Below are 394 nucleotides of genomic sequence, written 5' to 3'. Positions count from 1 at the left end.
TCACTGCTGGTACAACTGTATCTAGAGCATCTAAACGAGCATCTAAGCTATCTTTAGCTGCTGATGCAGGTAATGCATCAACCAAGCCTTGTGCTGTATCTTTCAACGCATCTAATTGATCTTTGATCGCTTGTAATTGAGCTTGCGTTGCTGGACTGATTACACCATTTTTAGCATCAATTGCCTCTACCAATTCATCATGCTTAGCTTCTGCAGTTTGAACCGCTTGTGTTGCTGCTGCAATCGCAGCTTCGGCAGCATCAACAACACCATCACCATTTAAATCATTAATTACTGGTAAAGCTGTATCTAGAGCATCTAAACGAGCATCTAAGCTATCTTTAGCTGCTGATGCAGGTAATGCATCAACCAAGCCTTGAGCTGTACCTTTCAA

1 protein-coding gene is annotated in these 394 nt (G+C 42.1%); it reads right to left on the bottom strand.

Features of this window, described 5'->3' with window-relative positions; translation table 11 throughout:
* Positions 1–394 (bottom strand): GA-like domain-containing protein (locus AC1M86_RS14790; protein ID WP_481608256.1); only part of this gene is annotated, 394 nt, incomplete at both ends.

It is taken from the genome of Acinetobacter sp. ANC_7654 (genome assembly GCF_056779855.1).
Note: the sequence above shows the minus strand (reverse complement) of the source record. Positions and strands in the feature narration are given on the sequence as shown.